Raw genomic sequence first — 23,956 nt, forward strand, 5'->3', positions numbered from 1 at the left:
AGGAGGGTTATAAAGATGGATCTATTGAATAAAATTAGAGATTTTAAGTTAACGAGAAGATCGTTCATTGGCTGGACTTCTGCCGCTGCTGCCACAATGGTTGTACCGGTTTCCCGAGGTCTTGTCGCCAAAGCAGAAGGAAACATTGGAACTGATGATCCCAGTGGAGAGGGAGTATGGAAAACCGCAGCTTGCTGGCACAACTGTGGCAGCAGGTGCTTAAATAAAGTACTTGTCAAAGATGGTGTCGTGATTCGGCAAAAAACAGATGATACCCATGCAGATTCCCCGGATTTCCCGCAACAACGAGGTTGTTTGCGGGGACGGTCACAGCGGCATCAAGTCTTTAATGCGGATCGTTTAAAATACCCAATGAAACGGAAAAATTGGCAGCCTGGCGGAGGCAAGAAGGAGCTCCGTGGAAAGGATCAATGGGTTCGGATTTCTTGGGAAGAAGCAATTGAACATATCGCCTCAGAAACGAAGAGAATTAGTAGTAAATATGGAAACGAATCTATTTGGGTGACAGGCGGAAGTGAAATGGGGAAGGCGATGTCAACCGTGGGTGGTTATACTGCCAGTACGGGAACCATCTCATGGGGCGCATGGCTTTATACGTATGAGATGCTTGGTGTCGGCGAAGGCCTTTATGTCCAGGGGATTAATGACCGTGTGGATTTAAGGAATTCTCAACTGATTGTCCTATGGGGAGCTAATCCTGCTTGGAGCACGATGGGAAGTGCCACTTATAACTATTTGCAGGCTAAAAAGGCCGGGGCACGTTTTATCACCATTGACCCTCTTTATACGGACTCAGCTAATGTCTTTGGGGCTGAATGGATACCTGTACGCCCAGGCACAGACCATGCTCTGGCACTTGGTATTATGCATACCTTACTCGAAGAAGATGATCCGACAACGAATCCACTTGTGAAATGGGATTTTTTAAATAAATATACCGTTGGTTTTGATGCCGAGCATATGCCTGCAGGAGTGGATCAAAAGGAAAACTTTAAGGATTATCTTTTAGGAACATATGACAATCAGCCAAAAACTGCTGAGTGGGCAGCAGAAATATGTGGTGTGAAAGCAAGTACAATCCGTTATCTTGCAAGAGAAATTGGCGGTACTGAAAGAGTCGCCCTATTGACGGGATGGGCACCGGCAAGGATTAATAACGGCGAAGGCTGGGTACAGGCATTCTCCACACTCGGTATGATGACAGGACATATGGGAAGTTCCGGAAATATGACTGGTGTCAGCTGCTGGGAATATGCCGGGAATAATGGACCGGCACTATTAACGTCCGGGGGCAATGGATTACCTGATATTCCGAATCCGATTACAAATGTGATTAATGAAAATCAAATCTTTGATGCAGTATTGAAAGGGAAGTATTTGCAAAAAGGTGAAGGGGAAAGAAATGTAAACATTCAATTTATTTATCATGGATATAACGCTGTCCTTCAAACACGAAGCAATATTATGAGAGGAATTGAAGCACACCGAAAAGTTGAATTTGTTGTCACAAACGCTTATGCCTTGACAACAACGGCTAAGTATTCAGATATTGTTCTCCCAGTTACAACTGAGTGGGAAAGAGATGGATCTGTTACAGGAGGCAATCGTGAAATATTAATTGCCTGGTCTAAAATCGTTGAACCATTATACGAGGCAAAAAGTGATCAAGAGATTGCTAAATTATTGATTAAGAAACTTGGAAAGAACCCTGAAGAAGTTTACCCAATTAGTGAAAAACAACAATTTTTCAATCAGCTTGCCGGAAGCATGGTGGTAAAAGAAAACGGAAAAGACTTCGAACCACTTTGTACTATTACGGCGGAAGACATTCAAGAGTGGGGTGTAAAAGGAACACCACAGCAGGGTCGTATCGGGTTGCAGAAGTTTTTAGATGCAGGTATTTATCAGGTTCCAAGGAAAAAAGGCGATAATTTAGGCTATATTGCTTATAAGGATTTTATTGATGATCCTGTAAAGAACCCTGTATCAAGCGAGAGTGGGAAGTTTGAAATTTATTGTAAAGCGATGAATGAAGCATCCAAGAAAGCTTTTACCGAAATTTCTCCAATACCTAAATATGAACCAAGGGCGGAAGGCTATGAATCTACTTTTTCAGATTGGAAAAAGAAGAGAAAAGGAAAGTATCCATATCAGGTCTTTAACCCACATTACTTACGCCGCTCGCACAGCACCTTTGACAATGTACCACAGCTCAGGGAAGTATGGCCAAATCCGGTTTATATAAGTCGTGCGGACGCCGATGAATTGGGGATCAAAACAGGTGAGACGGTGATGCTTGCCAATGAATATGGAAAGACACTCCGGCCGGCACTTGTGGTCGAGACGCTGATGCCAGGAACAGTTGCCCTGCCGCATGGAGCCTGGGTAGATCTGGACGAGAAGGATGAAGTGGACCGTGCTGGTGCAGATAATATGCTAGTGGGATTTGTCCCAACAGGACTGGGTACTTCCGGATATAATACGGCTCGATGCAATATTGAAAAATGGAATGGTACACCACTTGAAGAAGATTACAAATGGGATCAGCGGATTATCAAATTTTAACAGACAGGACGAGAGAGGAGGTTGGCTGAAATGCCTCAAATGGGATTTTACGTTAACGTTGCCGAATGTATTGGTTGTAAAACATGTGTGATTGCATGTAAGGATAAAAGTAATTTAGAAGTTGGCCGGAATTTTCGACGGGTATATGATTTTCAGGAAGGGACGTTTCCTAATGTATCTATGTACCATTTATCTATATCCTGCAATCATTGTGATGAACCGGGATGTGTGAAGGGATGCCCCACGGGTGCAGCTTATAAGCGTACAGAGGATGGTGTTGTCTTAATCGACCAAGAAAAATGTATGGGCTGCCGCTATTGTGAATGGAACTGTCCATATGGTGCACCGCAATACAACAAAGAGCTCGGGATGATGACGAAATGTGATACATGTATGGATTTAAGGAAAAAGGGTGAGGAACCGGTTTGTGTAACCTCATGTCCGATGCGGGCGATTGAGTTTGATGAGATTGACAAGCTCCGTGCGAAATACGGGAAAAATGCAGACATTAAAGGGATGCCAAGCTCATCTATCACAAAACCAAACCTCGTGCTTACCTCATTAGGTCAATCAAAATAAAGGAGGGGAAGAAAAATGCATGAATGGGCATTATTAATCTTCACGATTGCTATACCCGCAGCGGTTGGCGGAATCTTGTTCCTATGGTTTATCAATGGGCAAATGGCTGATGGCGGCGCAAATTCTATTAAAGTAATGAAAGTACCACTTTTAGTCATTGCCAGTTTAGCGATTGTCGGTTTATTTGGGGCTTTCTTTCATCTTGGCAAACCGATCCATGCCCTTAACGCTATCAGAGGCTTTGGCCGGTCATGGATGAGCAATGAAATTGTTGTAACAGGTGTATTCATTGCGTTAGCGTGTGTAACAGCAGGTCTTGCGGTTGTTCAGAAGAAAATCAATCCGGTGCTTATGTTGATCACCGGGCTGGTTGGGATGATTGATATTTATTGCATGGCATCAGCCTATACTGTTACTCGTGTTAACGGCTGGAATCATCTGAATACGTATTTTGTCTTTTATGGTACAGCCTTTTCCTTGGGGCCAATTCTTGGGGCAAGCCTACTGGCAAAATCTCTTAAGGGTGAAGCAATCCTAAAAGCAATCAAATGGGCATTCACGTTTAGTATCATTGGGATTGCCGTTCAATTAATTGGTTCCGCTATGTTCAATGCGTATATACCTGAAATTCAGACAATTGCGGGGGAAACAGCTGCACATAAAATGGTGCCATATTCCGGCATGATTGGAGTTCGCTGGGTTATAGAAATTGCCGGGCTCGTACTGCTGGCCTATTTATCACTTAAGAATAAATTGAATTATGCCTTCATCTATGCTGCGCTGATCTTCTTTGTAATTGCTGAGGGAATGAGCAGATATGTGTTTTACGTATTAGGATCATAAGAGATATCGTGGAGGCAGCCTGCTTCTGCCTGTGAAAATAATCGGGGGTGAGGTAAGTGGGATTTGTTGATAAGTGGGTGGAAAGTCTTGCATATGATTTTGAAATTTTACCATCGGCTTGTGTGCGCCATATAAGCCCCCGATCTACTTGTGAAAAATGTTTGACCGCCTGTCTGGAAGATGCGATTACCTTTTCACAAGGAAAACTGGTAATTGATAATCAGAAGTGCACCTCATGCGGAAATTGCCTGGCAGCCTGTCCCGTTCAAGCGGTTGCGGGCATATTACCAAAGCAATCTTTTTTTCAAAAAAAATTAATCGCCATGACTAATGTGGATCCGCCGCCTTTGAAGGAATTGTTGATTTACCATGCTAAAGGAGTCACCACGATTGCCTGTGAAGAAAAAGAGTTTAGCCAGGCATGGACGGATTCGCTGGAAGAAGTCCATTCAGTGTTAGATCAGCTGGGGAAGAAACCTTTTATGATCGAGAAGGAAATAGTTCTTGAAAACTCATATTCAAGAAGAGAATTATTTTCACTTTGGAAGAAAGAAAGTCAGTCATTTGTTAGACAAGTGACACCGGCTAAATGGCGTTTTAATCATAAGGATTTAGATGTAAATCGATACTATCCAGACGTTCAATTTTTTGATGTGACTATTGCTCCCGAGAAGTGTACACTTTGTAAAGCGTGCGAAGTGACCTGTCCTAAAACCTGCTTTAACTTGGGTGAGAATGATTTCACTATAAATCTTCAATCCTGTTCCGGCTGTATGCTTTGTCAGGATCTTTGTCCTGAAAAGGCTGTTAGTGTAACAAGATTGCTGGCAACAGCTTTTTCGAAAAGCTTAGATGTGTATCAGAAAACGTGCACCTTGTGCAAAAGTAGCTTTCAAACTTTACATGACCATGATGAAAAATGTCCGGTTTGTGCAAGTCGGAAGGATGGTTACTTAAGTAGCCAAACATGTTAAAATGAAAAGAGATGATTTAAGATGTTATCAAACATCGGAATACCAGGTTTAATTATTGTTTTAGTCCTGGCTCTGATCATATTCGGCCCTAAGAAACTACCGGAACTAGGAAGAGCCGTTGGTCAATCTTTAAAAGAATTCAAAACATCCACTAAAGGATTGATGGATGAGGAAAAGGAAGAAAAGGTTTAATCATAAAAAATTCTTGTGTAATTAAATTTGGCGTCGGGCGCACCACGAAATTCTTTCGTGGTGCCTTTTACCTTTTTTGAATCCAGAATTCTTTGATAATCTGATAAAAAGTACTATAGTGTTTAATGTATATTGGACAAACTAATGTTTGAATAACAAAGGAGAAGTGATTTATGCTAAATGAAATTTTATCAACCTTTGCATCCATGTTTGATTGGCATATGTGGGCCGAGGTATTGTCCTCTCCAAAAGCCTGGGGCATGATTTTATCCTTAGCGGTATTAGAATGTATATTATCTGCAGATAATGCCTTGGTGTTGTCGGCCTTTGTTAAGCCGTTACCAAAAGAGCAGCAGAGGAAAGCACTAATATATGGGTTATGGGGAGCTTATTTATTCCGCTTTATTTTCATTGGATTAGGAACGTTTTTAATAAAACTTTGGTTTATTAAGTTAATTGGTGCGTTATATCTGCTATGGCTGTCCGCCAAATTTTTTATCGAAAAATATAAGCATAAAGATAATGATGATGAGGAAGCAAAACATCAGCCAAAGGGCTGGTTGACAAAAACATTTGGTGTCTTCTGGGCAACGGTTATCAGTGTCGAGTTAATGGACCTAGCGTTTTCTGTCGATAGTATTCTCACTGCCTTAGCTGTTTCGGAAGAAGTTTGGGTTATCTTGCTTGGCGGGATGATTGGAATTTTGTTAATGCGGGGAGTGGCAACATTTTTCATTAGTTTGATGAACAGGGTCCCAGAACTTGAAACGACGGCATATGTTTTGATTACATTTATTGCGGTTAAGATGGGACTCACGCTTGTGAATATTCATATTGCGAATGAAATATTTATTATTGTAATGGTCATGGCGTTTGTGATTACTTTTATTATCCATGCCGTTCGGAAGTCAAAAACTGAAAAATATTCTCATTAATAAGGTTTAACAATAGATGGCAAAGAAGGAAGGGGAATCCTATGCTTAAATTAGGCATAATCGGACTTGGGGATATTGCGCAAAAGGCGTATCTGCCTGTCTACAGTAAAATAAGAGATGTGGAATTTCATTTATACACAAGAAACAAAGAGAAGCTGGAGTCCATTGGCAGTCAATACCGTTTTGAAAATCTGCATACAAGTCTTGAATCATTACTAGATAGTGGGATAAAGGGGGCATTTATTCATTCGTCCACGTCTTCACATGAAGAAATAGTCCAAGCATTGTTACAGAACAATATCCATGTGTTTGTGGATAAACCGATCACGGATCATTATGAGGGTGCTAAAAAGCTTGTTGAACTTGCAGAGGAGAAGGGTTTAATTCTCATGACCGGTTTTAATAGAAGATATGCCCCTTCTTACACGAAACTGAAAGAAGTTGCCGACCCAAATATGGTGGTTGTCCAGAAAAATAGGAAAGGTCTGCCCGGTGAACCGAGAACCTTCATTTATGACGATTTCATTCATGTTGTCGATACAATGAGATATTTATTTCCGTACCCAATTGAGGAGCTAATCGTAAATGGGAGAATGGAAGGCGACAAGCTCTACCACGTAGTCGTTCAATTTATTTCAAACGGAGCAACAGCAATAGGGATTATGAATAGGGATAATGGAACAAGCGAGGAAGTTACCGAAGTCATGGGGCCTTTGGAAAAAAGAACGGTTTATAATGTGTCGAAGTTAGTGATTTCGAAAGATATGGAAACGACCGAAGTTCGCGGCAGTGATTGGGAACCTACCCTTATTAAACGTGGATTCCACCAACTCGTTACAGATTTTATCGATGCACTCGGAACACACAGTAAACCAAGATTCTCGTCATTAGATGCACTGGAAACCCATGAAATCTGTGAAAAGATAATCGAAGAGTTAGCAAAAGGTATGGAAATATAACAAAGCTACCCTCCACCAAAGGAGAAGCCTTCTTTGATAGACAATTTTACCCATAAAAAATGTTTGTATTTGCATCTTGAAATATTACTGATTAGTGGTATGATAAGGTTATACGTTATATATTGATCACATGTTACTGATACGATCAGGCATGGTGGTAAAAATGAATGGATCTTTATGTCCATTTATTTGTACCTCCATGTCTTTTTTTGTTGTTTTTTTTACATCTTTTGGGAACCATAAACAAAAAAGTAAAGGGGTAATTGTAATGAAGTTTAATTTTTTTAAAAAAGAGCCAGTTGAATTTTATACACCAGTCAATGGGAAGATTGTTTCTCTTGAGGAAGTTCCCGATCCTGTTTTCAGTCAAAAAATGATGGGCGATGGGATTGCCGTGATGCCAACAAGCGGGGATATTGTTTCTCCTGTAAAGGGGACAGTTATTCTCGTTGCAGCCACTAAGCATGCAGTTGGCCTTCGTGCCGAGGATGGTTCAGAAATCCTTATTCATGTCGGTTTAGAAACCGTAGCTTTAGACGGTAAGGGCTTTAACGTTGCCGTTAATGAAGGGGACAAAGTTTCTGCGGGACAACTCCTAATTGAAGTGGATTGGGAATATATTAGTACAAATGCAAAAAGCACAATCACACCGGTTGTCATTACCAACAGTGAAGATGGTAAAAAGCAATATACATTTACTGAGGAAAAGGAAGGCACTGCCGGTAAGACGGTTTTATTTACAGCTGCTGCAAAGTAATTTATCAGAAGTGAAGGGCTGCCTCAATTTTCAGCAGCGCTTCACTTTTTATAAAAAATTTGCCTTTAAGGAGGTGAGTGACAAAATAGTAAAACGGATTCCAGGCTGCTACTCGTCATGCTGTAATTTCAGAAATTATTTATTTTATTGTTAGCTCGTTTGGCGTTTAGTAGTAGTTTAGTAGTTGTTAAGTAGTAGTTTGACAAAAATTTATAGGGGGTAAAAAAATGAAAAAGTATTTTCAGAAACTGGGAAGTTCGTTAATGTTACCGGTTGCGATTTTACCAGCTGCGGCCCTTTTATTGGGTATTGGTTATTGGATTGATCCTACGGGCTGGGGAGCAGATAGTCCGTTAGCCGCCTTCTTAATAAAAGCAGGGGGATCAATCATCGACAATATCCCAATCCTTTTTGCAGTTGGTGTGGCGCTGGGGATGGCAAAAGAAAAAGATGGTTCAGCAGCGCTAAGTGGTTTGGTTGCCTATCTAGTCGTAACAACCCTGCTTTCAACTGGATCGGTTGCATTGCTGCAAGGAATTGATCCAGCAAAGGTAGACCCAGCATTTGCAAAAATCGGCAATGCCTTTATCGGTATTCTTTCAGGTATTGTTGCTTCGATGATGTACAATCGCTTCAGTCATGTAAAGTTGCCAGATGCATTTGCTTTCTTTAGCGGAAAACGTTTAGTACCTATTATGACAGCGGTTGCAATGTTAGTGGTTTCTGGAGTGTTGTTCTTTGTTTGGCCGGTCATCTATACTGCACTAGTATCATTTGGTAAAACGATTAGTGATTTAGGTGCTGTTGGCGCGGGTCTTTACGGCTTCTTCAACCGACTTTTAATTCCAACGGGATTACACCATGCGTTAAACTCCGTGTTCTGGTTTGACGTTGCCGGAATTAACGATATTGGGAACTTCTTATCTGGTAAAGGTGAAAAAGGAGTCACAGGCATGTATCAAGCAGGCTTCTTCCCAGTTATGATGTTTGGGTTACCTGCAGCAGCATTAGCAATGGTTCATACAGCAAAAACAAAAAAGAGAAAACAAGTAGCTTCCTTAATGCTTGCAGCAGGCTTTGCATCCTTCTTAACAGGGGTTACAGAACCAATTGAGTTTGCGTTCATGTTCTTAGCACCAATGCTGTATCTTGTTCATGCCGTTTTAACGGGTCTTTCATTGGCAATTGCAGCCGCATTCCATTGGACAGCAGGCTTTGCTTTTAGTGGAGGATTTATTGACTTTTTCTTAAGTCTAAGAAATCCAATGGCAAATCAGCCGTTTTGGTTGATTGTTCAAGGTTTAGTGTTTGCAGTTATTTACTACTTCTTGTTCCGTTTCATTATTAAAAAGTTCGACTTAAAGACTCCTGGCCGCGAAGATGATGATGAAGATGCTGAAGAAGTTTCTTTTGCTAAGGGAGAAAGCAAATTTGCTGCGATGGCAGCTCAAATCTATGAAGGCTTAGGCGGCGACGCAAACGTAATGGCTGTTGACAACTGTGTCACTCGTCTAAGAATGGAAGTAAAGGACATGAAAGCTGTCGACCAAAAGAAAATTAAAGCAACAGGCGTACCTGGAATCAATATCGTCGGTCCGCAAAGCATTCAAGTCATTGTCGGAACAAATGTACAATTTGTAGCTGATGAGATTGTGAAAATCCGAAAGAAAAAATAATAATAGCAGACAAAAACGCTTGGACACTCTTTTTCAGAGCCCAAGCGTTTTTTATCGTTTTCGCAGTCTTTCGATGTGAAGTGTTAAGTATCCAAGTTCATGCTCTGGCAGATGGATTTCGTGATTTTGTGAAAGGTCTTTGGCAACCTTTTTTGCACATTTGTAGGCAATGGGGAATTTATTAGTGATCATTTTCAGCATCTCATCATCGATTGTATTTGGTTCACCATTACTGATTCTTGAAATAGCAAAGCGGAGATGGGTCATTAGGCGCTGGTATGAAAGATCGTCTTCAACTATTTCAATATGTAAATAATCCTTAATCGTTTGCACCATATCTCCAATGATGGCCGTTTGTCGAAGCGTCTGTTTCATGTCCCCGCCATTTAAATTAGCGGTGTGAAGATGGAGGGCGATAAAGGCTGCTTCATCCACAGGCATCTTAATGGCTGTCTTTTTCTCAATATGCCGAAGCGCCCACATGCCGATATCAAATTCCTTTTTATATAGAATTTTGATTTCATTAAGTAGTTTATTCTTAAGATTGATTCCATCCCGCACTCGTTCAATGGCAAAGGATAAGTGATCGGTCAGGGCAATGTGAATATGCTCGTTTAATTTGCTGCCAAGGGATTCTTCGGCGTAGGTAATAATCTCTTCTGAAAGTGCAAAATGTTCTTCAGGTATTTGTAGTAACAGCTGCTGGAATTTCTCATTTTCCTTCATGACAAACAGCTTTTCAATTTTGCTGGGGTTCACGATGTCATTTTTCTTTTTCTGAAAAGCAATCCCTGCACCAATGGCAATTTTTTCTTCATTATGATCTGTAACAACAACGGCGTTGTTATTTAATATTTTTTTGATTTTCACTGATCCACCTCCCGGCTCTTTCTTTCTAGAAATAGAGAATTGATGTTGTCCTTATGAGTACTAGCCAAATCATTCTTCTATTGTATATAAATTTCGACATTATACCACTTTTTCCTCCTTATCCAGCTGATAATCGCGAAAAGGGGATGCGGTTGTGGATTTAATGTCTTTTTTTCACAAAATGGTTTAATCTAGTATGGTGTTACTTCTGTTTTAAATATAATTGTATAGGTGTAAGTGATGAAAGAACATTATTATGATAAATTATTGAACATCAAAACAAAGGGAGACCACCATGGGGGGGCCTCCCAAAATAAGTCCTTGCATTATCATCCGTATGAGCCGACGCCTTATAGTGCACTGGAGGAGCTATTTCGTCATTATGAAGTGAAAAGCAGTGACCGGGTAGTTGATTATGGCTGCGGGAAAGGGCGGTTAAATTTTTATCTCCACTATTTTTTTCATGTGTCTGTAGTGGGAATCGAAATGAATGAGCTTCTTTATCAGGCCGCTGTTGAAAATCTTGGCAGTTATGCGCGGAAAACGAAAAAAGGGCCTGAGCAAATTCAGTTTCATTGCTGCTTAGCAGAGGAGTATGAGATTAATCCAAGGGATAATCGCTTTTATTTCTTTAACCCGTTTTCAATTCAAGTGTTTAGGAAGATAGTCAACCATATTTTGCTGTCGGTGGAGAACGTGGAACGGGAGATTGAGCTGGTGTTATACTATCCATCCGAGGATTATATTTATTTTCTCGAAAACCAGACTTTGTTTGTATTAAAAGGAGAGGTCATCCTGCCGGATTTGTATGAACATGACCCGAATGAACGGTTTTTAATATATCGGCTGGAATATTAGGGGGAGGAGCGAGGACTTTTTTATGTACCATCGATTATGGAGTGCTGCTAATATTGTGTTGATTGTTGTCTCGATTGTGTATATATGGTTTTTCCGACCGCATGACAGCTCATTAATTGTAACAGGACAGGTACTGGCTCAGGCAGCGGTGTTTCTCTTTTTAATCAATATTAATATGTATTTCATCTTTTTGGTCATTCGGAGAACAACCATTCGGAAGGTGAAGATTCGGCTTGCAAAGTTTTCCCGGTACTTAATGAAATGGCATATTAAGATTGCACTGCTTGGTACTACAGTTATTATCGGACACGCGTTAATTAATATTTACGAATTTGGAGCAATGCTGGGCTATGGACATGGAAAGTTGCTGAGCGGCTACCTGGCAATCGTGCTGCTAGGTATAACACTGATTGCCGGTCTCTTGAGACACAAAAAAGCCTCTGGCTTCCGCCGCAAATTCCACCTCATCACCGCCATGACCTTCCTATCGGCCTTCCTGTTACACATGTTTCTGCTAATATAATAGTGTTATTGGTGTTATTGGTGTTATTGGTGTCAGGCACCATTCGTGGACAGTGTCCGTGTGGCGTGGACAATTGAGTTTGTTTTGTTGTTAGAGGGGGGATTGGTATGGAGAGTATTACGGTTGTTTCGCTTTTGGATGTGATTAGTGAGTTGTTTTCGGAGGAGATTTCGATCGCGGTTTCGAATACGAAGGAATATATTTATTATCGGCCGAGTAAGCGGATTGATTTGAAAATCACCCCTGGTGACTCGTTGAAGGAAGGGACGATTGCCTATAAGGCAATTCATTCGAAACAAAAAATTTCTGAGTTTATTAATCGTGAACTGTTTGGAGTTCCCTATCATGGAATGGCGGTGCCGTTTTTTCACGAAGGGAAACTGGAAGGCTGTGTGACGGCGATTTTCCCGGCACTGACAAGCGGGAAGTTAGTCGTGACAATAAAAACCGGGGACGGTTGGGTGCCGCTGCCCTTCGCACAGGTAATTTATTTAGAGGCGAAGGATAAAAAGACATATGTTCATACTAAAGTTCACAGCGGCACGCATAAATATTCTCTCCAAGAATTTGAGTTCTTGCTGCCCAAGGATTATTTCATCCGCTGCCATCGTTCGTTTATTGTGAACGTCAATCATATTAAGGAGATCTTCCCTGATTCTCATTCAACTTTTATCCTATCGATGGATAACGGCGACCGAGTGCCTGTAAGTCAATCTTATTCCAGTTATTTTCGCAGACTGCTAGGATTTTAGAAATATTCTGTTTAAGACGGCGGAAATGCTGTTTTATCTGAATTTTCCGTAATGTATCTCTGAAACCTCTAGTTGATAAACTTTATCGGTTAAAATTATCTTAAAATTTCACTAGGGGAGTGGGATGACAGATGGATAATAAATTAGAACGGATTCGGGATCAGCGTCTTTGGGATCGGGTAGTAACTCCAGAAGAGGCAGCATCGTGGATTGAAGATGGGATGACATTGGGGTTAAGCGGATTTACACGTGCCGGTGATGTTAAAGCAGTTCCATTTGCGTTAGTGAAACGAGCTGAGACAGAAGTTTTTAAAGTTAATGTGTATACGGGAGCTTCTTTAGGCTCAGATGTGGATAAGTTGTTTGCGGAGGCTGGAATTCTTGGAAAGAGACTTCCGTTCCAGGCGGACCCGACGATGCGAAGTAAAATCAATAATGGCGAAATGCTGTTTGTTGACCAGCACTTGTCACACACGGCTGAGTTGGTAAGAGCAGGTGTAATGGATCCTGTCGATTTCGCGATTTTGGAAGCGTTCTCAGTTACAGAAGATGGGATGGTGATTCCAACCACCTCGGTTGGGAACTCCTTATCGTTTGCTTTAAATGCAAAATCACTCATTATTGAAATCAATTTAGCACACCAAGTTAATCTTGAAGGATTACATGATTTATACGACCCTGGAAAGCAGGGGGAGAGAGACCCAATTCCGTTGAAAAAGGCAGATGACAGAATGGGGACGATTGGAATTCCAGTTGATATCGAGAGGGTAAGAGGGATTGTGTTCACGAATCAGCTTGATTCGCCATCAACGATTGTTCCGCCTGATGAAGAGACCGTAATTATGGCGAATCACTTGATTGAGTTTTTACGGACCGAGGTGAAGGCCGGACGGTTGACGGAGCGCCTTGCCCCACTCCAGTCGGGAATTGGTTCGGTAGCAAATGCTGTTCTGCATGGCATGCTCAAGTCAGAGTTTACGGACTTAGAGGTTTATTCTGAGGTATTGCAAGATGCGGTGTTTGATTTAATCGATGCCGGCAAGGTTCGATTCGCGTCCTGCTGTTCCATTACCCTTTCTGATGAAAAAATGAAAGAGGTATACGGGAACTTTGAAAAATACCGCGACCAATTAATTATGCGGCCGCAGGAGATTTCCAATCATCCGGAAATCATCCGCCGCCTCGGCTTAATCTCGATTAATACGGCGCTGGAATTAGATATCTATGGGAATGTCAATTCTACCCATGTATCGGGAACGAAAATGATGAATGGTATCGGCGGTTCAGGTGATTTTGCCCGCAATGCCCGCTTAGCGATTTTTGTGACGAAATCAATTGCCAAGGGCGGGAAGATTTCGAGTATTGTCCCATTTGTTTCACATGTGGATCATACTGAGCATGATGTGGACGTCATTGTCACGGAGCAGGGGTATGCCGATTTACGCGGCTTGGCACCGCGGCAGCGGGTAGAATTGATTATCGAACGTTGTGCACATCCTATGTATCGTGAACAGCTTCGTGAATATTATCAAGAAGCCCTTACGCGAGGAGGGCAAACCCCGCATGTGCTGGAGAAGGCATTTTCGTGGCACACAAATTTTGCTGCAAACGGAACCATGCTGCAGCCAGTGCGAGAAACCGTTTAACCTGATTAAACTGTATCCCTGCACCCGTTACCAAATAAAATCAATAAACAAACAAAAGCAGCGCTTTGATCCATCGAATCAAAGCGTTTTTCCTTTTTCCTGAGAATCAATTGTTGTATATTTATGGGAGAAATAGTAATAAGGGTGTCAGGCACCATTAGCACTATGAAGGAGATAGTAATGGAAGATAAAAGACTGGTTATGGATGGAAGTACACGAATTGATACGCTGGATTATTTGCGGGGGTTTGCGTTATTGGGGATTATTTTGGTGAATGTGCTCCCGCTACTGTCCGTGAAGCTGCCATCACCCCATACGATGGAGGCCTCTTATTGGAGATTATTATATTTATTTGTGGAAGGGCGCTTTTATACAATTTTCACCTTTTTATTTGGGGTTGGATTTTATATTTTTATCACACGGGCCAATATAAAAGGAAGAAACGGTTATATTTTATTCCTGAGGCGAATGGCTGCGTTATTTATTATCGGTTTAGTCCATGTTCAGTTTCATCCAGGGGAGGCCTTAACGGTTTATGCCATATGCGGCTTATTTATTTTGCCGTTTTACAAAGCGAATAAAGTGGTAAATCTTGTGTTCGGAACCGTGATGTTAATTGTTTTAGGGTTCTTCTCCTTTAAACTGTTTATGGTGATTCCGCTGATGTTATTAGGAATCGCCGCTGGACAATTTCAAGTGTTTGAACGGCTTTCTAAAATACGCAATAAGGTAATCCTTTTTACCAGTATCATGTTTGCTTTAAGTGTTCCCGGCCTGATTTATCAATATCAATTTGCGCCTGCCAGCATTGGATATGGCTCAGAGGCGGATTTGCAGGCGGTACAGCGCTTCTTAAGCATCGGAATTACAATTGGTCCGGTTATCTCAGCCTTTTATGTCGGACTCCTAGTTTTCCTGTTGCAATCTTCCTTTTTTCAAAAGGTATTATCCCCCCTGAAAAGCTATGGAAGAATGGCATTGACTAATTATATTTCGCAGACAGCTTTACTGTTTCTAGCTGGTAATACGCTAAATTTATTTAATAAAATAACTTATATCCAATCCCTTTACCTGTGTATAACGATTTATATCATCCAGCTCTTTTTCAGTGTGATGTGGCTCCGCTTCTTCCGATATGGTCCGGTGGAATGGATATGGAGAATAGTAACCTATTTTGAAATCCCGCCGCTTAGAAAACAAACATAATAATATATGCCACGTTATTAGGGTAAAAAGGGTGTCAGGCACCATGTGAATTTTTCACATGGTGCCTGACACCCTTTTTTCTTTATCCAACGTATCTAGATTCTTGTGGAATTTTCCCCAAAAGGGTACAAACCTAGAGCCTGTCTTATGCTCGGCACATATAAATAAAGTACATAGAAACAAGAGAGACAAATGGAAGGGGGGGACAGGAGCGGACGAACTGTTAGGGGAGTGAATGCCGCATCATGATGACATCATGAATTATGAGCATTTGAGAGGAGATCATTATGCAATTTCAACCAATGGTGTGGATGACCATTTTCTCGTTTGTGGCCACACTGATTTTTATCCTTTGGAGACCGCGCGGAATGAACGAGGCGATTCCCGCCACAATTGGCGCGGTTCTTGTTTTTATCAGCGGAAGTGTTACGCTGGCCGACCTTGGTATCATCACGGAAACCATCAGCGGTGCCGCCATCACCATTATCGCCACGATTGTCATGGCCATCGTCTTAGAAAGCTTTGGCTTCTTTAACTGGGTGGCTGAGAAACTCGCCGCCAAAGCAAAAGGGTCCGGTATACGGCTTTTCTGGTACGTTAACCTATTATGTTTTCTCATGACGCTTTTTTTCAATAATGATGGAAGTATTTTAATCACGACACCGATTCTAGTAATGCTGCTAAATAATATGGGCCTTAAAAACCATCAAAAAATCCCGTATTTATTATCGGGGGGCTTAATTGCCACTGCTTCAAGTGCCCCAATTGGCGTTAGTAATATCGTTAACTTAATCGCGTTGAAAATCGTCGATATGAGCCTGTATATGCATACAGCGATGATGTTTGTTCCAGCAACACTCGGGCTTCTGCTGTTGGTCTATCTGCTGTTCCTTCGCTTTAAAAAAGTATTGCCGAAAACCGTTCCGATAAATGTTAAGGGACTAACTAAATCATCCTATCACCCGCTAAAGCCTGAAATAAAACATTCTTCTGAAAAAGACCGTTCCAGGTTCATGCGTAATGTCCTGCTATTTGTTTTTGCTGTTCGTGTCAGCCTTTTTGTCGCATCGTATTTTGCTATCCCAGTTTCACTTATGGCGGTAATCGGTTCCCTTATTCTATTGGGGTGGAGATGGGCGTATCTCAAAATTCCCCCAACTGATATGCTGAAAAAAACTCCTTGGTATATACTCGTTTTTGCTTTTAGTATGTATGTGATTATTTACGGATTGAATAATATCGGTTTAACGGACTGGCTGATTGCCTTTATGGAGCCAATGGTATCCGGAAGCCTGCTTCATGCAAGTGTGATGATGGGCGGACTCCTATCCATCCTCTCTAATATTTTCAACAATCACCCGGCACTCATGGTTGGAACGCTGACGTTGACCCATATGGGACTAGACACGTTGACTCTGAAGGTAGCCTATTTAGCGAACGTCATTGGCAGTGACATGGGATCCTTACTTCTCCCGATGGGTACACTTGCTACACTGATGTGGATGCATATCGTTCGAAAAGGAAAAATCATGATCACGTGGTGGGAATACGTAAAAATCACCTTCGTGGTTATACCTCCAGCAACATTGTTTACGCTAGTAGTTTTATATTATTGGGTTTCATGGCTCTTTGGCGGGGCACTACAATAACAAGGGTTAAAAGATGAAGGAGAAATGAATATGAATGAGTTTGGCGATTTAATGAGGAAAAATATTGAAATTGAAATTTCAGGCGGGAATTTTTACTCAGGCATTCTTGTTGATGCTGGATTGGACATCATTGTTTTATATGTGGGGAGAACGGGGAACTTCTACTATATTCCGTCCATTCATATTCAGCGGATGAAAGAAACGAAAATCGAGGAAAACAGCACCTATTATGAACTACCCACTGAAAAGCCGCTTGAAACGGATTCACAGGCGATTTCGTTTCGGAGAATGCTGAACAATGCAAAGGGAAGATTTGTTGAGGTATATGTAACAGGGAATAAGTCGATCCACGGCTATTTAACAAGTATCATGAATGACTATTTTGTTTTTTACTCGTCGGTATATAAAACCGTATTTATTTCAATGAACCATGTGAAATGGCTAATCCCATATCCGGAAAATGCAACGCCGTATTCCTTGGACCATCAATCTCTCCCTGTTCATTCAATGAAGATTCCATTGGCAAGAAGCTTCGATGAGCAATGTAAAAAGTTGGAGAATCAGCTGGTTGTCATCGATGGCGGGGATAGCAGTGAAAAAATAGGTTTGCTGCAGAAGGCCGTGAATAGAAGGTTATCGTTAATCACAGCAGGAAGAGAGACCGTGTATCGGAATTTAGAGCATGTGAAGACCATCTATCTGGCGAATTAAATCTGAAGGGTGAGCAGAGTGTTAAGAAAAAGAAAAAAAAAATAATCCACACTTGTTTGGCTGACAAAGGATGGATTATTCTTTCAATCTCTGACAATATTTATTTGGCCGTGGTGTTAAGGGACCACGGTCCTCTTTTAGGTGATATTCTATTATTAAAATATGTTTTTCCCGAAAACAATGTTCATGTATTTTTGAGGTGCATTCAATTATTTTCCAATTTTTACATCATGTTCCTTCGCCAGTTTGGTTAGCTTACTTTTATAATCGCGGATATGCGTGCGGGCTTCCGCCAGCATGTCGTTGGCTTCCTGGATTAGACCCGCATCCTGTTCTTCTAAGGCCTGTTTTATTTTAGCAAAGGCATTAAACTGGATGTCTGCGCCCTTAATATAAATCTCGTGAATTTCTTTTACCTCATCCGTTTCAATGTTGGCCGAGTCCAACTCCTTAATAAATTCATTATACGTTGGAATCACCTCGTTTAGCAGGACATCGTAGAGGGTTTGGTCATCCTGATAATTTGCACCGGTCACACTTTCGTAGGCAGAAACAGCCTCAACTTCCAATTTCGCTGCATTCTTCATTTCTTTATTTACATAGTTTAGTAAGTCATCCTGTACAGGATCGCTAAGACATCCCGACAATAAAAAGATGAGCGGTAAGACTAAAACCAATAGGTATTTTTTCACTCCATTCACCTCCTATTGCCCAATTTATGTGGTGTAGGAAGTCCATTATGTATTGGAAAAATATATTTTTCATTTTTTGGAATCTGCTTTTCTAATTGATAAAAGTTCTCATTTACCGTTGACAATGTATTTTACTTTGTTATAATCAAAATTGTAAGTTAATGATAATGATTTTCAATCTCATCTATAAAAACTACATTTTATTGGGGTCAGTCATGAAGAAACGATATTTACTATTGGGATTATTGATTTTATCTGCCGGTTCATTGTTTGTTGGGGTTAGCAGTCTTTCACCAATGGATCTACTAGACTTTCAATCTGAAGAAACACAAATATTCCTGATCAGCCGGGTGCCGCGGCTTGTGGCGATTCTACTGGCAGGAGCGGGAATGAGCATTGCCGGTTTGATCATGCAGCAGCTTAGCCGCAATAAATTTGTCTCGCCGACAACGGCAGGAACCCTGGATGCGACTCGTCTGGGAATCCTTGTTTCAATGTTGCTATTTGCCAACGCTTCAATGCTCGAAAAAATGGCCATTGCCTTTGTATTCGCGCTTGGCGGAACGTTTTTGTTTATGCAAATTCTCGATCGAATCAAGTTCAAGGATGCCATTTTCATTCCTCTTGTCGGGCTGATGTTTGGGAATATCTTATCCTCTGTCACGACATTTTTTGCCTATCGGGCAGATGTGATTCAAAATATGTCGGCGTGGCTTCAAGGTGATTTTTCGATGATCATGAAAGGGCGGTATGAACTCTTATACATAAGTATTCCGATATTAGTTATTGCCTATTTCTATGCCAACCGCTTTACCGTAGCCGGGATGGGGGAGGATTTTTCGAAAAATTTAGGTCTTGCATACAGCAGGGTCGTTAACATAGGGCTTGTGCTTGTTGCATTAATTACGGCAACGGTCGTGTTAACGGTTGGGATGATCCCGTTCCTAGGTTTGATTATTCCGAATATCATCTCGATTTCTAAAGGAGATCATCTGCAAAAAACCTTGCCGCATACAGCTCTTCTGGGAGCGAACTTTCTGCTGGTTTGCGATATTTTAGGCCGGGTGATTATTTTCCCGTATGAAATTTCAATCAGTCTCATGGTTGGCGTCATCGGCAGCGGGATTTTCCTCTATCTTCTATTTAGGAGGAAGGCTTATGCGTAACTCGATGAAAATGGTCAGTCTCGCTTTAGTTGCTGCCGTGTGCTGTGTGCTTTACTTATTACATGATCTAAATGGCAGTTTTGATTATGCCTTACCAAGACGGGCGGTAAAGGTGATTGCCATGGTGATTACTGGGTTTACGGTTGCCTATGCAACGGTTGTATTCCAAACGATTACCCATAACCGCATTTTAACGCCTAGCATCATGGGATTAGATGCATTGTATTTACTGTTGCAAACGGTGATTATTTTCTTTTTAGGCTCAAGCCACTTGATTGTGGTAAATAAACAGATGAACTTTTTACTTTCTGTTGTTGTGATGATTGTGTTTGCCCTTTTTCTTTCTCGCTTTTTATTTAAAAAAGGCGGCCAGTCGGTCTACTTTTTATTACTGGTCGGCATCATCGTCGGTACATTTTTCTCAAGTATCTCGACCTTTTTTCAGGTGCTGATTGATCCAAATGAGTTTCAGATTGTTCAAGACCGGATGTTTGCCAGTTTTAACAATATTAATTCGGATTTGGTGTGGCTTGCTCTTGTCATCGTTGCGTTAGTGGTTGTCTATGCGTGGCGCTATATTAAGTATCTTGATGTGTTATCGCTTGGCCGCGAGATGGCAATCAATCTCGGTGTTCCATACGATTTAATCGTGAAACAAATGCTGGTGATTGCAGCCATTTTCATTTCCATTTCTACGGCACTTGTTGGACCAATAACCTTTTTTGGCTTAATTGTCGCTAATCTATCGTATCAGTTTTTTAAAACATACAAACATAAGGTGCTAATCAGCGGTGCGGTAATTATGAGTATCATTGCACTTGTCGGCGGGCAATGGGTGGTTGAAAGGGTGTTTACTTTTTCGACAACACTAAGTGTCATCATTAATTTTGTTGGCGGTGTTTATTTCATCTATTTACTATTGAAGGAGAGGAAAACGGCATGATTCAGGTAAAGTCAGTATCGAAGTTTTACGGGAAGAAGTCGGTTGTGGATGATGTAACAGTAACGATTAAACCTGGAAAAATTACTTCTTTTATTGGGCCAAACGGTGCTGGTAAATCCACTCTCTTGTCGATGGTCAGCCGTCTGCTTGATGCTGATACGGGAGAAGTGCTTGTCGACAAGGCGGATGTAAGGAAAATGAAATCGAATGATTTCGCCAAACGTGTGTCGATTTTGAAGCAGTCAAATTTCATGAATGTCCGCCTTACGATACGCGAGCTTGTTTCGTTTGGCCGGTTTCCTTATTCTAAAGGCCGGTTAACCGAGGAGGATGAACGGATTGTCGGGCAATCGCTTGAGTTTATGCATTTAACGGATATACAGGGCAGCTATTTAGACGAACTATCAGGCGGTCAGAGGCAGCGGGCCTTTATCGCGATGGTCATTGCCCAAGATACTGAGTACATCCTGCTTGATGAACCGCTGAATAATTTGGATATGAAGCATTCAGTTCAGATTATGAAGATTTTGCGCCGGTTAGTAGATGAGCTCGGAAAAACGGTTGTGATTGTCCTTCACGATATTAACTTTGCCTCCGTTTATTCGGACCGAATTGTGGCGATGAAGGATGGCAGGGTTGTGAAGGATGGGCCGACTGAGGAGATCATTCAGTCGGAAGCTTTGAGTGAAATTTACGATATGGATATTCCCATTCAGGAGATGAACAACTGCAGGATCTGTGTGTATTTTAATTCATGATGTAAAGGAGAGAATGGCAGATGTTTAAAAAATGGAGTTTTCTAGGATTAGTTTTTACTATGTTCTTGGTTTTAGCTGCATGTGGAGGGGAATCAAAAGAGGAGGGCAAAGCGAAAACGGCATCTTCCAATAAGGTAGTAACGGAAGAGAAGATGACAATCAAGCATCAATATGGTGAAGCCATTGTGGAAAAAAACCCGAAGAAAGTAGTTGTGTTTGATTTTGGTGTATTAGATACCCTAGATGAGTTAGGTATAGTAGTTACGGGAGTCCCGCAAGCAACCGTTCCCTCCTATTTGGAGAAATATGCAGATAAAAAATACACCAATGTCGGTAGTCTAAAGGAGCCAGATTTTGAAGCGATTCACGCGCTGAAGCCAGATGTTATTTTTATCTCTACACGCCAGGCAGAATTATATGATCAATTTGCAGAGATTGCACCAACCGTATATATTGGACTTGATTATGGCAATTACATGGATTCTTTTGAAAAAAATATGAATCTAATTGGCGAAATTTTTGGAAAAGAAGACAAAGTAGCGAGTGAATTAAAAAACATTGAGTCCAGTGTCGAAAAATTAAACAAGAAAGCATCTGCACTTGATCAAAAAGGATTAATTGTCTTAGCGAATGAAGGAAAAGTAAGTGCCTATGGCCCAAGCTCCCGTTTTGGACTCATTCACGATGTGTTTGGTTTCGGCGCGGCAGATAAGAATATTGAAGTCTCCACACACGGACAGAGTATTACGTTTGAATACATTAGAGAGAAGAATCCGGATGTCCTGTTCGTCATTGACCGCGCGACCGCTGTCGGCGGCGAAGTTGGCGCGAAGGAAATCGTAGAAAATGAGCTGGTAAAGAAAACCGAAGCTTATAAAAATGATAAGATCGTCTACCTCGATGCAGACTCATGGTACCTAAGCGGCGGCGGCTTAAAATCCGTAAAAACAATGGCAAAAGAAATAGAAGAAGCATTATAAAAAATAGAAAATTAGCACCACAGAAACGCTTAAGCTACTCCCAGGGCTCAAGCGTTTTTACCTTTTACCAAACGTGTCCTCCTAAAGTGTCCTCCTGGAGTGGAAAGTGTCTTTTAATGGTGCCTGACACCCTTTTAAAAAATTTTCTTTCATTCGCCCAAAAATTCTGTAAAATGGAGATTGATAGTACTTTTGATGTGTTTGGAGAGATTTCTATGGCGAAGTGTTTCCCGATTTTTAGAAAAGAAAATGAATCTGTGGTCTATAATCCCGATGAATTAATTGACCTTTTTCTTGATTGTACGGCCGATGGAATCTGTATCGTCGATATGGAGAATCGGTTTATTCGCATCAATCAAATGTATACCAAGATTTTTGGCTATACCGAAGAGGATATTTTAGGGAGAACATTCTTAGAATTTCCCAATCCAGTGGAAGTGGTACAAATAGTAGAAGCAGTGAAACTAGGAAAAGCCTTCCATAATATGAATACACAACGTAATCATAAAAATGGAAATCGGATAGATATAGCAGTCTCCTATTCTCCTTTTAGAAATTCAATGGGAGAGATTATTGCTATTATCGCTATCTATCGTGACATTTCAGAGAGTGAAAATATTAAAAGGGAATTAAAAAGAACCCGTGAATTGTATCGCTTAATTACCGAAAATACCGCAGATATGATCAAACTTTATTCAATGGACAAGAAGATTGTCTATGCCTCCCCTTCACATGAAAAAGGAATTGGATATAAGCCGGAGCAATTAATCGGTAAAACCGTCTATGATCTTATTTTACCAGAGGAAAAGGAGCACTTTGATCGTATTTGCAATGCAATGATTGAAACAGGTGAGTCTCAGCTGTTTCAGATAAAAATAAGAACTGGGAGAAATGAAGTAATTGATTCTGAGACTACTATTTCTCCTATTTATAGTGAGCAGGGCGAGGTCGAATCCTTTGTGGCGGTTGGCAGAAATATTACGGACAGGATAAAAAATGATGATGTACTCCGAAATTTAGACCGGCTTTCCATCATCGGTCAATTAGCTGCTGGAGTCGCCCATGAAATTCGAAACCCATTAACTTCATTAAAAGGGTTTTCCAAACTTTTGAAAAATACTAGTAATAAAGAAAAGCAAGACGACTATTTATCAATTATCACGAATGAATTGGATCGAATCGATATGATTGTCAATGAATTTATGTCACTCGCCAAACCACAAGCCATTCAATTTGAGCGGGAAAGCCTGGGTTCAATCTTGGAAAGCACAGTGAAAATACTTCATCCACAGGCATTGCTGCATAATGTGCAAATCATCAACCATTACCATTCAAACGAGATTGAATTACTATGCAACCCAAACCAAATGAAACAAGTTTTTGTGAATTTCCTGAAAAATGCTATTGAATCTATGCCAAATGGTGGAACAGTCCATATCGATGTCCTGAAACAAGAAGGAAAGAAGGTACTCATTCGTTTTTCTGATGAAGGTATTGGGATTGATTCGGAACTGATGGGCTATTTGGGAACACCATTTTATACAACGAAAGATAAAGGAATCGGGCTTGGCCTAACCGTCAGCAACAAAATCATCCAAGAACATAACGGCACCATGAAAGTAGAAAGTGAGTTCGGTAAAGGCACCACCGTAAATGTAGAATTAAAGTATATCTAATATGGCTAACGTAATAAGGGTGTCA

At 41.0% G+C, this 23,956-nt stretch carries 23 protein-coding genes; 21 read left to right on the forward strand and 2 right to left on the reverse strand.

The window, feature by feature from the left end; genetic code table 11:
* The first annotated feature begins 15 nt into the window (after positions 1-15).
* The 9 genes from FAY30_RS02795 (at position 16) to nagE (ending at position 9,501) form a co-directional block, all read left to right on the forward strand.
* Positions 16-2,586 carry a molybdopterin-dependent oxidoreductase gene (locus FAY30_RS02795; RefSeq protein WP_149868463.1) on the forward strand — a complete coding sequence of 857 codons (2,571 nt, stop codon included), beginning with the start codon at positions 16-18 and terminating at the stop codon, positions 2,584-2,586.
* A gap of 30 nt (positions 2,587-2,616) precedes the next feature.
* Positions 2,617-3,165, forward strand: a complete 549-nt coding sequence (locus tag FAY30_RS02800; RefSeq protein WP_149868464.1) for a DMSO/selenate family reductase complex B subunit — start codon at positions 2,617-2,619, stop codon at positions 3,163-3,165.
* A 15-nt stretch (positions 3,166-3,180) separates the two neighbouring features.
* Positions 3,181-4,008: a dimethyl sulfoxide reductase anchor subunit family protein gene (locus FAY30_RS02805; protein WP_149868465.1), complete on the forward strand. Its 828-nt coding sequence runs from the start codon at positions 3,181-3,183 to the stop codon at positions 4,006-4,008.
* A 56-nt stretch (positions 4,009-4,064) separates the two neighbouring features.
* Positions 4,065-4,982, forward strand: a complete 918-nt coding sequence (locus FAY30_RS02810; RefSeq protein ID WP_149868466.1) for a 4Fe-4S dicluster domain-containing protein — start codon at positions 4,065-4,067, stop codon at positions 4,980-4,982.
* 21 nt (positions 4,983-5,003) lie between these two features.
* Positions 5,004-5,174: a twin-arginine translocase TatA/TatE family subunit gene (locus tag FAY30_RS02815; RefSeq protein WP_149868467.1), complete on the forward strand. Its 171-nt coding sequence runs from the start codon at positions 5,004-5,006 to the stop codon at positions 5,172-5,174.
* 173 nt (positions 5,175-5,347) lie between these two features.
* A complete protein-coding gene (locus tag FAY30_RS02820; protein WP_149868468.1) occupies positions 5,348-6,109 on the forward strand; it encodes a TerC family protein in 762 nt (253 codons plus the stop codon).
* Between the two features lie 41 nt (positions 6,110-6,150).
* Complete coding sequence (locus FAY30_RS02825; protein ID WP_149868469.1) at positions 6,151-7,068, forward strand: Gfo/Idh/MocA family protein; 918 nt, start codon at positions 6,151-6,153, stop codon at positions 7,066-7,068.
* A gap of 268 nt (positions 7,069-7,336) precedes the next feature.
* On the forward strand, positions 7,337-7,825 hold the full coding sequence (locus tag FAY30_RS02830) for a PTS sugar transporter subunit IIA (protein WP_223820872.1): 489 nt from the start codon (positions 7,337-7,339) through the stop codon (positions 7,823-7,825).
* A gap of 227 nt (positions 7,826-8,052) precedes the next feature.
* Positions 8,053-9,501, forward strand: a complete 1,449-nt coding sequence (gene nagE / locus FAY30_RS02835; protein ID WP_149868471.1) for an N-acetylglucosamine-specific PTS transporter subunit IIBC — start codon at positions 8,053-8,055, stop codon at positions 9,499-9,501.
* A gap of 51 nt (positions 9,502-9,552) precedes the next feature.
* On the opposite strand, the gene FAY30_RS02840 is transcribed toward nagE, so the two are convergent.
* Positions 9,553-10,371 carry a PRD domain-containing protein gene (locus tag FAY30_RS02840; RefSeq protein ID WP_149868472.1) on the reverse strand — a complete coding sequence of 273 codons (819 nt, stop codon included), beginning with the start codon at positions 10,369-10,371 and terminating at the stop codon, positions 9,553-9,555.
* A gap of 240 nt (positions 10,372-10,611) precedes the next feature.
* Between FAY30_RS02840 and FAY30_RS02845 the strand changes: the two genes are divergently transcribed.
* The 7 genes from FAY30_RS02845 to FAY30_RS02875 all read left to right on the forward strand — a co-directional run bounded on the left by FAY30_RS02845 (position 10,612) and on the right by FAY30_RS02875 (position 17,716).
* Positions 10,612-11,229, forward strand: a complete 618-nt coding sequence (locus tag FAY30_RS02845) for a methyltransferase domain-containing protein (protein WP_149868473.1) — start codon at positions 10,612-10,614, stop codon at positions 11,227-11,229.
* A gap of 22 nt (positions 11,230-11,251) precedes the next feature.
* Positions 11,252-11,752 (forward strand): hypothetical protein, encoded by a 501-nt coding sequence (locus FAY30_RS02850; RefSeq protein WP_149868474.1) that lies wholly within the window; start codon positions 11,252-11,254, stop codon positions 11,750-11,752.
* A gap of 107 nt (positions 11,753-11,859) precedes the next feature.
* Positions 11,860-12,504 (forward strand): LytTR family DNA-binding domain-containing protein, encoded by a 645-nt coding sequence (locus FAY30_RS02855; protein ID WP_149868475.1) that lies wholly within the window; start codon positions 11,860-11,862, stop codon positions 12,502-12,504.
* A gap of 131 nt (positions 12,505-12,635) precedes the next feature.
* A complete protein-coding gene (locus FAY30_RS02860) occupies positions 12,636-14,150 on the forward strand; it encodes a succinyl-CoA:acetate CoA-transferase ScpC (protein WP_149868476.1) in 1,515 nt (504 codons plus the stop codon).
* 180 nt (positions 14,151-14,330) lie between these two features.
* Positions 14,331-15,356: a DUF418 domain-containing protein gene (locus FAY30_RS02865; protein ID WP_223820873.1), complete on the forward strand. Its 1,026-nt coding sequence runs from the start codon at positions 14,331-14,333 to the stop codon at positions 15,354-15,356.
* A 287-nt stretch (positions 15,357-15,643) separates the two neighbouring features.
* Positions 15,644-17,005 (forward strand): arsenic transporter, encoded by a 1,362-nt coding sequence (locus tag FAY30_RS02870; protein ID WP_149868477.1) that lies wholly within the window; start codon positions 15,644-15,646, stop codon positions 17,003-17,005.
* 30 nt (positions 17,006-17,035) lie between these two features.
* Positions 17,036-17,716, forward strand: a complete 681-nt coding sequence (locus tag FAY30_RS02875) for a DUF2642 domain-containing protein (RefSeq protein ID WP_149868478.1) — start codon at positions 17,036-17,038, stop codon at positions 17,714-17,716.
* A gap of 209 nt (positions 17,717-17,925) precedes the next feature.
* Here FAY30_RS02875 and FAY30_RS02880 read toward each other — a convergent pair whose 3' ends face one another.
* The gene (locus FAY30_RS02880; protein WP_149868479.1) at positions 17,926-18,408 is read right to left on the reverse strand and encodes a nitrogenase component 1 family protein; all 483 of its coding nucleotides are present in this window, start codon (positions 18,406-18,408) and stop codon (positions 17,926-17,928) included.
* 215 nt (positions 18,409-18,623) lie between these two features.
* On the opposite strand from FAY30_RS02880, the gene FAY30_RS02885 reads away from it, so the two are divergent.
* The 5 genes from FAY30_RS02885 (at position 18,624) to FAY30_RS02905 (ending at position 23,931) form a co-directional block, all read left to right on the forward strand.
* Positions 18,624-19,574 carry an ABC transporter permease gene (locus tag FAY30_RS02885; RefSeq protein WP_149868480.1) on the forward strand — a complete coding sequence of 317 codons (951 nt, stop codon included), beginning with the start codon at positions 18,624-18,626 and terminating at the stop codon, positions 19,572-19,574.
* Positions 19,567-20,517, forward strand: coding sequence for an iron chelate uptake ABC transporter family permease subunit (locus tag FAY30_RS02890; RefSeq protein ID WP_149868481.1), 951 nt, complete (start codon positions 19,567-19,569; stop codon positions 20,515-20,517). The genes FAY30_RS02885 and FAY30_RS02890 overlap by 8 nt, the downstream gene beginning before the upstream one ends.
* Positions 20,514-21,275 carry an iron ABC transporter ATP-binding protein gene (locus FAY30_RS02895; protein WP_149868482.1) on the forward strand — a complete coding sequence of 254 codons (762 nt, stop codon included), beginning with the start codon at positions 20,514-20,516 and terminating at the stop codon, positions 21,273-21,275. The genes FAY30_RS02890 and FAY30_RS02895 overlap by 4 nt, the downstream gene beginning before the upstream one ends.
* 20 nt (positions 21,276-21,295) lie before the next feature.
* Positions 21,296-22,255: a siderophore ABC transporter substrate-binding protein gene (locus FAY30_RS02900; protein ID WP_149868483.1), complete on the forward strand. Its 960-nt coding sequence runs from the start codon at positions 21,296-21,298 to the stop codon at positions 22,253-22,255.
* A gap of 215 nt (positions 22,256-22,470) precedes the next feature.
* Positions 22,471-23,931 carry a PAS domain-containing sensor histidine kinase gene (locus FAY30_RS02905; RefSeq protein ID WP_149868484.1) on the forward strand — a complete coding sequence of 487 codons (1,461 nt, stop codon included), beginning with the start codon at positions 22,471-22,473 and terminating at the stop codon, positions 23,929-23,931.
* The last annotated feature ends 25 nt before the right edge of the window (positions 23,932-23,956 follow it).

Source organism: Bacillus sp. S3 (genome assembly GCF_005154805.1).
In the GTDB taxonomy this organism is placed as follows: Bacteria; Bacillota; Bacilli; order Bacillales; family Cytobacillaceae; genus Neobacillus.

Bases quoted from the DNA above. Each gene is read 5' to 3' on its own strand.
- FAY30_RS02850 (WP_149868474.1), top strand. From the start codon at position 11,252: ATGTACCATCGATTATGGAGTGCTGCTAATATTGTGTTGATTGTTGTC.
- FAY30_RS02830 (WP_223820872.1), top strand. From the start codon at position 7,337: ATGAAGTTTAATTTTTTTAAAAAAGAGCCAGTTGAATTTTATACACCA.
- FAY30_RS02900 (WP_149868483.1), top strand. From the start codon at position 21,296: ATGTTTAAAAAATGGAGTTTTCTAGGATTAGTTTTTACTATGTTCTTG.
- FAY30_RS02865 (WP_223820873.1), top strand. From the start codon at position 14,331: ATGGAAGATAAAAGACTGGTTATGGATGGAAGTACACGAATTGATACG.
- FAY30_RS02905 (WP_149868484.1), top strand. From the start codon at position 22,471: ATGGCGAAGTGTTTCCCGATTTTTAGAAAAGAAAATGAATCTGTGGTC.
- FAY30_RS02820 (WP_149868468.1), top strand. From the start codon at position 5,348: ATGCTAAATGAAATTTTATCAACCTTTGCATCCATGTTTGATTGGCAT.
- FAY30_RS02845 (WP_149868473.1), top strand. From the start codon at position 10,612: ATGAAAGAACATTATTATGATAAATTATTGAACATCAAAACAAAGGGA.
- FAY30_RS02890 (WP_149868481.1), top strand. From the start codon at position 19,567: ATGCGTAACTCGATGAAAATGGTCAGTCTCGCTTTAGTTGCTGCCGTG.
- FAY30_RS02895 (WP_149868482.1), top strand. From the start codon at position 20,514: ATGATTCAGGTAAAGTCAGTATCGAAGTTTTACGGGAAGAAGTCGGTT.
- FAY30_RS02795 (WP_149868463.1), top strand. From the start codon at position 16: ATGGATCTATTGAATAAAATTAGAGATTTTAAGTTAACGAGAAGATCG.
- FAY30_RS02855 (WP_149868475.1), top strand. From the start codon at position 11,860: ATGGAGAGTATTACGGTTGTTTCGCTTTTGGATGTGATTAGTGAGTTG.
- FAY30_RS02825 (WP_149868469.1), top strand. From the start codon at position 6,151: ATGCTTAAATTAGGCATAATCGGACTTGGGGATATTGCGCAAAAGGCG.
- FAY30_RS02815 (WP_149868467.1), top strand. From the start codon at position 5,004: ATGTTATCAAACATCGGAATACCAGGTTTAATTATTGTTTTAGTCCTG.
- FAY30_RS02875 (WP_149868478.1), top strand. From the start codon at position 17,036: ATGAATGAGTTTGGCGATTTAATGAGGAAAAATATTGAAATTGAAATT.
- FAY30_RS02870 (WP_149868477.1), top strand. From the start codon at position 15,644: ATGCAATTTCAACCAATGGTGTGGATGACCATTTTCTCGTTTGTGGCC.
- FAY30_RS02800 (WP_149868464.1), top strand. From the start codon at position 2,617: ATGCCTCAAATGGGATTTTACGTTAACGTTGCCGAATGTATTGGTTGT.
- FAY30_RS02885 (WP_149868480.1), top strand. From the start codon at position 18,624: ATGAAGAAACGATATTTACTATTGGGATTATTGATTTTATCTGCCGGT.
- FAY30_RS02805 (WP_149868465.1), top strand. From the start codon at position 3,181: ATGCATGAATGGGCATTATTAATCTTCACGATTGCTATACCCGCAGCG.
- FAY30_RS02860 (WP_149868476.1), top strand. From the start codon at position 12,636: ATGGATAATAAATTAGAACGGATTCGGGATCAGCGTCTTTGGGATCGG.
- nagE (WP_149868471.1), top strand. From the start codon at position 8,053: ATGAAAAAGTATTTTCAGAAACTGGGAAGTTCGTTAATGTTACCGGTT.